Here is a 7087-nt window from a genome sequence, read left to right as displayed (position 1 = left end):
ATACTGTTCTTACATCGACTGTATTGGTGTTATTAGTGAGCATCGATAAGTCCCTATCCCTGATTCTTAAGTAACAAGTTAGAGTATCTTTGTTCACCATAGTTCACTTGATTTCTAACATTTAAGTTAGTGCCTGTCCGAAAACATTCCCCCAAAATCACGGGACGATAATCCCCGGCTGTTGCGAGCCTTACAGCAGATCTGGTGGGAATCCACCACGGACAGCAGATCCCCGCCTCCGTGGGGATGACGTAGTAAGGGCGGAGAAAGACGCCGCCAGACTATACGAAAGCAATGGCTCGGGGCATCGGCATTTAACCAATCTGTAAGTACCGCACATCTGATAATACACGACAATGCATGGGAACTTTTTTGCATAGCAGTTGTCCATAGCTGTGATAAGCTCAACGACTAAATCTGCCAAGGATTCCCTAAGCATTACTATGATCACGACATACCGTACGTCCAGGCGCCTGCGCTTGAAAGGAGCTGCTCTGGCCCTGGCCATTGGAACTGCTCTTCTTACCGGCTGTTCTGCAACCACCCCAATAACAAATGCTTCAAGCCAGCAGGTACAAACGTTACCGGACGTTAAAATTCCCTATCAGAAATTTACTCTTGATAACGGCCTCACCGTGATTGTGAACGAAGATCACAAAGCGCCGATTGTTGCGGTAAATGTCTGGTACAAAGTAGGCTCCAAAGATGAATCCGTTGGCCAGCGCGGTTTCGCTCACCTGTTTGAACACCTGATGTTCCAGGGTTCCGAAAACTATAAAGGTGAATACTTCACGCCGTTCAAGAAAGCCGGTGTAACCGACCAAAATGGCACCACCAGCACAGACCGCACCAACTACTTCCAGACGGTTCCCACCCCCGCCCTCGATATGGCACTGTGGATGGAATCCGATCGCATGGGCCACTTTGAAGGTGCTATCAGCCAGGCAGCCCTCGATGAGCAGCGCGCTGTTGTAAAGAATGAAAAACGTCAGGGTGAAAACCGCCCTTACGGCAAAGTCTGGACGCGCCTTGCCGAACAGACCTTCCCCAAAGGCCACCCTTATTCCTGGCCAACCATCGGCTATGTGGAAGATCTGGATGCCGCCAGTCTGGATCATGTGAAGGATTGGTTTGACACCTACTACGGCCCATCTAACGCCGTACTGGTTCTGTCCGGCGACATTGATGTGAAAACCGCGCGGGAAAAGGTCGAGAAGTACTTCGGCGATATTCCTGCGGGCAAACCGCTGAACAAGCTGGAAACCTGGGTTGCCAGGCGCACCGAAGACAAGCGTGACAAGATGCAGGATCGCGTGCCTCAATCCCGTCTGATGAAAGTATGGAACGTAGCCCAAAGCGGCACCCGCGACGCAGAGTACCTCTCCCTTGCTACTGATATTTTGGGGGGTGGCAAGAACAGCCGTCTGTACAAACGACTGGTGATTGAAGATCAAATAGCCACCAGCGCCGGTGCCTTTCTGTACGACCGCCTGCTGGCCGGGCAAGTCATGATTTCTGTGGACGCCAAGCCTGGCGTGCCTCTGGAAAAGATCGAAAAGGTTGTAGACGAAGAGCTGAGCACGTTTCTGAAAGAAGGCCCAACTCAAGAAGAGCTGAACCGTATCCGCTTCAGTCAATCTGCCAGTTTTGTGCGGGGCACCGAACGCATTGGCGGCTTTGGTGGTAAGTCAGATATTCTGGCTCGTGGTGAAGTGATGTATGGCAACCCTGGTTTCTATCGGGAAAGCTTTAAGATGATGCAGGAAGCCACGCCCGAATCAGTGCGCAAAACATCTGATCGCTGGTTAAACAGCGGCGCTTACATTCTGGAAATCACCCCATTCCCACAGTACAGTCATGGGGCAAAAGGCGCAGACAGAAGCAAGGTTCCTGAAGCGGGTGATATCGTTAAGCTGCAACTGCCAGAGCTGCAACATACGACACTGTCTAACGGTTTAAAAGTGATTCTGGCCAGCCGCCCACAAACCCCGGTTGTAGAGATGGAACTGCAATTCAACGCTGGTTTTGCCGCTCGCATGGGCAAACCCGGCCTGCCTGGTTTTACTATGGCAATGTTGGATGAAGGCACCACTACTCGCAATAACCTGCAGATTGCCTCTGAATTGGAGCACCTCGGCTCTGGCTTGAGTGCGAGTAATGATCTGGATACCTCCAGCCTGTACCTCGACTCCCTCACAGTCAGCCTTGATCCTACGTTGGATATTCTGGCAGATGTGTTAACCAATCCCGCTTTTGAGGAAGATGACATCCAGCGCCTGCGCAGTCAGATAAAAGATGGCATAAACCAGGAAACCGCCGCCCCCAATGGCATTATTCGTCGAATACTGCCTCGTCTGATTTACGGTAAAGGCCACGCTTACGACACACCCTGGAGTGGCAGTGGCGATATGGCTTCCGTGGATGCCATTAGCCGTGATGACATGGTTAACTTCTGGAGAACATGGTTACGCCCTGACAATGCAACACTGATTGTCACCGGCGACATCACCATGGATCAACTCGAACCCAAGCTGGAGAAGGTGCTGTCTCACTGGCATGCGCCAGCAACAGCACTGCCAGGTAAAACCATTGCCAAAGTCAATAACCCCAGGCAGAGCCGCGTGTTCCTGATTGATTATCCTGCGGCTGGCCAGTCGGTCATTGTTGGCAGCCAGCTGGTGATGCCGAGCAAGGACAAAAACACTCTGGCCTTCAACATGATGAACGATATGATTGGTGGCGATTTCACCTCTCGGGTCAACATGAACCTGCGAGAGGACAAAGGCTGGGCTTATGGTGCACATAGTTATGCCAAAAGTGCAGTGGGCCAGCGCCCCTATATGGTGAGCACCTCTGTTCAAGCGGACAAAACCGGTCCGGCCGTTGCGGAGATTATCAAGGAGTACAGGCAGTTTTTGGGCGACCAGCCTGCCACGGAGAAAGAGCTGAGCCTGGTTGAGCGCAACCGTACCCGTAAGCTGCCTGGCAGCTACGAAACCAACGGTGCCCTGCTCGGCTCCATCAGCAGCCTTGTGGAGTTCGATCTGCCAGAAAGCTACCTATACAACTATGCCGAGCGCGTTCAGGCGGTGAAGTTGCCCAAGGTGCGTAAAATGGCGAATGAGTATCTCAAGCCCGATGCGTTCACGTGGATTATTGCTGGGGACCTGAAAAAGATCCGCCCACAGATTGAAGAGCTCAATCTGGGTGATATCACAGTTCTGGATCGTGAAGGTAACCCTGTAAAGTAGCAGTAAAGCAGGTGTTAACTGAGTGAACACAGGCTGCTTCGGCAGCCTGTTTTTCTAGGGCACCATCCACGCTGTCGCACGGCTGAGCCGTAACCACCACACAATAAACAACGTGACAGCAGTCACCGCCATCGCCATTAACGGAATGGAAATCAGAGTAAATCCGGGGAAAAAGCCTAAATTCTGCACAGGCCAGAGAACCAGTGGATGAATCAAATACAGTCCCAAACTGTGCTGCCCTACAAAACGTATCACCTTGCGGCATCTCCCCTGTATCTTCTCAGCACACTGAAAACACAGAACAAATACGGCCATCGCCACAATCACAGTATTCAGAGTTTTATAGGAGGTATATAAGCCCGGAGCATAGTTGCCAGCTGCAGAAGAAATTTCCCATATGCCATACACTCCAGCAGCTACAGCAAACAGGGCACCACTATACACGCCTATACGCTGCTGCTTTTCGAGAGGCATACGCGTCAGCGCATAACCCAAGGGTAAATAACCACCATACATGACAGTACCGATCATCCAGTGAGACTGAATCTGCAATAGATAGAAAAGCGTCAGCACCATCCACGCCAACACCAACATTCGTAACTGATCATCCGAAAGTTGCTGAACCCATGGCGTAAGGAACGGAATCACCAGATAAAGCGGAATGAAATAATAATAAAACCCCAGATGTTCCCAGGTTTCTTCATAGGGCAAACCATCAAGCACTCGCAACGTTATGAAGAGATCAAATCTGACTCCATGAGAGCTCCATACCACACCGGCCAGAAAAGCATAAATCACCGACCATACCAGAAACGGAATCAAAACCTTACTGACCCGCCGGGAGAAATAGTAGTGGAGATTAAAGCGCCGTTTATCCGGTAACATTAAAGCGCCGGTAATCATAATAAACACAGGCACTGCCCAGCGGCTCCCAACATTCAGGCTGATAGCCGATAGCCAGTCGTAATCAGGGATCTGCCCAATCCAGTGCCGGTAAGGCCCCAGAGTATGAATAACAACAACCGCAAAAGCCGCCACAGCCCGCAGAAGTTCAATATAAAAGTAATCGTTCTCAGTAGATTCTCCCGATGTGGTTCGCTCCCCCATTACTACACAACCTCAACTCTGCTCTCTGAAGAGGAGTGAGTGTACAACAGAATATAACTTTCGCTTTCTCTCAAAGCCTGTTGTTACAAAGATAGAGCAGCCCATTTACACTAGCTTCATTTACCCAGAATTGAGCGGGAACACTATGCGGGCAGTTATTCTTGACAGAGCCACTCTGGGAGATGATCTTGAAATCACTCCTTTCCTTAATATCAATCTTGACTGGGTGGTACACGACACCACGCAGCTCGAACAGACCCTCGAACGCATTGCCGGTGCCGATATTGTTCTTACCAATAAAGTGGTCATTGATCGCGCCCTGATGGAACAGGCACCCTCATTAAAATACATCGGGGTTCTGGCTACTGGCACAAACAACGTCGATATCACAGCCGCCAAGGAACATGGCATAACTGTTACGAACGTCACCGCTTACGGCACAGCCAGTGTTGCCCAGCATGCACTGGCTATGATGCTATCTCTGGCTACAGCTCTGCCTCACTATCACCAATTAAGCACAGACGGCTCCTGGGCCAAAAGCGATATGTTCTGCGTAATGGATAAACCCATTATGGAACTGTCTGGAAAGAACATATTGATTATCGGTTACGGAGAACTTGGCCGTTCCGTAGCTCGGCTGGCGAAAGCTTTTGGTATGAATCTGTTGATTGCCCAAGTGCCCGGATCCACTTCATCCCACGAAGGAAAAGTGTCTTTGGAAGAAGGCTTAAAAGCTGCTGATGTGGTATCTCTGCACTGCCCGCTGACAGAACGAACCCGTAATATGATTGGCAAAGAGCAACTTGCCCTGATGAAACCACATGCCCTGCTGATTAACACAGCCCGTGGCGGCTTAGTGGATGAACAGGCCCTGGTAGCAGCACTCAAAGCAGGAGGCATCGGAGGGGCCGGCTTTGATGTTCTTACAGAGGAGCCGCCTGTCAATGGTAACCCGCTGCTGGAACCCAGTATCCCAAACTTGATTGTCACACCGCATACTGCCTGGATGGCAAAAGAGTCTCGGGGGCGGGTGATAGATCTGGCAGCGGGTAACCTTCTTCGTTTTATGGCTGACGCGTAACCTCTCCAGTTTATTGCAACTTCAAAAGGGGCTTTCTGCCCCTGACTGCGGCCAACCCTGATTGTTATTTCCCACAACCCTGAAACACTGGCACGGTTCACTTTTATTTATGGGTCGGAGCTGTCATCTCGCCCCGGCCAACTTATAATCACTCCTTATCGATTCAAACAACGACTGTAGCTAATGAGCCATACCCCGATCGTCGATCTGCTGGCCGGCCAAAAGCCAAAAGGCCAATCTTTACAAGAGCAGGAAATTGAACTGTGCGGCTGGATTCGTACCCGCCGGGATTCCAAAGCCGGCATGTCCTTCCTGGCCGTGCATGATGGCAGCTGCTTTGACCCTATTCAGGTGATTGCAGAAAACAATCTGCCCAATTACGAAGATGAAATCCAGAAGCTGACAGCCTCCTGCTCTGTGCGAGTAAAGGGGGTGCTGGTTGAATCTCCAGCCAAAGGTCAGGACTGGGAAGTCAAGGCCACATCGGTGGAAGTGCTAGGCTGGGTTGAAGACCCTGAAACCTACGCCATGCAGCCTAAGCGTCACTCTATGGAGCACCTCCGTGAGCACGCTCATCTGCGCCCACGCACCAATATCATCGGTGCGGTGAACCGTATTCGTCACACCGCAGCCAACAGCATTCACAACTTCTTTGACCGTGAAGGGTTCCTGTGGGCCAGCACTCCACTGATCACTGCGTCTGACTGTGAGGGCGCTGGTGAAATGTTCCGCGTGTCCACTCTGGACCTGAATAACCTGCCTCGCACAGACAAGGGCGAAGTGGACTTCAACGAAGACTTCTTCGGCAAACAGGCGTTTCTGACCGTATCCGGCCAGCTGAACGCAGAAGCTCTGGCTTGCGCACTGAGCAAGGTTTACACCTTTGGCCCGACCTTCCGTGCAGAAAACTCCAACACCAGCCGTCATCTGGCGGAGTTCTGGATGGTTGAGCCGGAAGTGGCCTTCGCCGACCTGAACGATGTGGCGAATCTGGCTGAAGACATGCTCAAGAGCGTGTGCAGAGATGTGCTGGAGCGTCGCGGCGACGACATGGCCTTCTTCAACCAGCGTGTAGACAAAGGCTGCATCGAACGTGTGCAGCAACTCTCTGAATCCAGCTTCACCCGCATGACTTACACCGAGTGTATCGACGTACTGCTGAAGTCTGGCAAGACGTTCGAGTTCCCCGTTGAATGGGGCATCGATATGCAGTCTGAACACGAGCGCTTCCTGGCAGAAGAGTATGTGAACGGCCCAATCGTTGTGACTGATTACCCGGCCAGCATCAAGCCGTTCTACATGCGTATGAACGAAGACGGCAAGACCGTTGCAGCTATGGACGTTCTCGCTCCCGGCATTGGTGAGATCATCGGCGGCAGCCAGCGTGAAGAGCGTCTGAGCGTGCTGGACGAGCGTCTTGCCGCTCAAGATATGAACACGGAAGACTACGGCTGGTACCGTGACCTGCGTCGTTATGGCACCGTGCCTCACGCAGGTTTTGGCCTTGGTTTCGAACGCCTGCTGGGTTATCTGACCGGCGTTCAGAACATTCGTGAACTGATCCCATTCCCTCGTACACCTCGTAACGCTTCGTTCTAAACACAAAAACGGCCCAGCTAACAAGCCGGGCCGTTTTTCTGTGTCGATT

At 51.7% G+C, this 7087-nt stretch carries 4 protein-coding genes; 3 read left to right on the top strand and 1 reads right to left on the bottom strand.

The window, feature by feature from the left end:
* The first annotated feature begins 443 nt into the window (after nt 1-443).
* On the top strand, nt 444-3251 hold the full coding sequence (locus E1189_RS10910) for a M16 family metallopeptidase (RefSeq protein WP_155160267.1): 2808 nt from the start codon (nt 444-446) through the stop codon (nt 3249-3251).
* 54 nt (nt 3252-3305) lie between these two features.
* Here E1189_RS10910 and E1189_RS10905 read toward each other — a convergent pair whose 3' ends face one another.
* On the bottom strand, nt 3306-4358 hold the full coding sequence (locus tag E1189_RS10905; RefSeq protein WP_155160265.1) for an acyltransferase: 1053 nt from the start codon (nt 4356-4358) through the stop codon (nt 3306-3308).
* A gap of 145 nt (nt 4359-4503) precedes the next feature.
* Here E1189_RS10905 and E1189_RS10900 point away from each other — a divergent pair, with 145 nt between their 5' ends.
* Both E1189_RS10900 and asnS read left to right on the top strand, forming a co-directional pair.
* Nucleotides 4504-5439 (top strand): D-2-hydroxyacid dehydrogenase, encoded by a 936-nt coding sequence (locus E1189_RS10900; protein ID WP_155160263.1) that lies wholly within the window; start codon nt 4504-4506, stop codon nt 5437-5439.
* 183 nt (nt 5440-5622) lie between these two features.
* On the top strand, nt 5623-7038 hold the full coding sequence (gene asnS, locus E1189_RS10895; RefSeq protein ID WP_155160261.1) for an asparagine--tRNA ligase: 1416 nt from the start codon (nt 5623-5625) through the stop codon (nt 7036-7038).
* The last annotated feature ends 49 nt before the right edge of the window (nt 7039-7087 follow it).

Origin of the sequence: Parendozoicomonas verongulae (genome assembly GCF_009711465.1) — a bacterium.
Taxonomy (GTDB): domain Bacteria; phylum Pseudomonadota; class Gammaproteobacteria; order Pseudomonadales; family Endozoicomonadaceae; genus Sansalvadorimonas; species Sansalvadorimonas verongulae.
The sequence above is the reverse complement of the archived record's forward strand: the minus strand, read 5'-3'. Positions and strand labels throughout refer to the sequence as shown.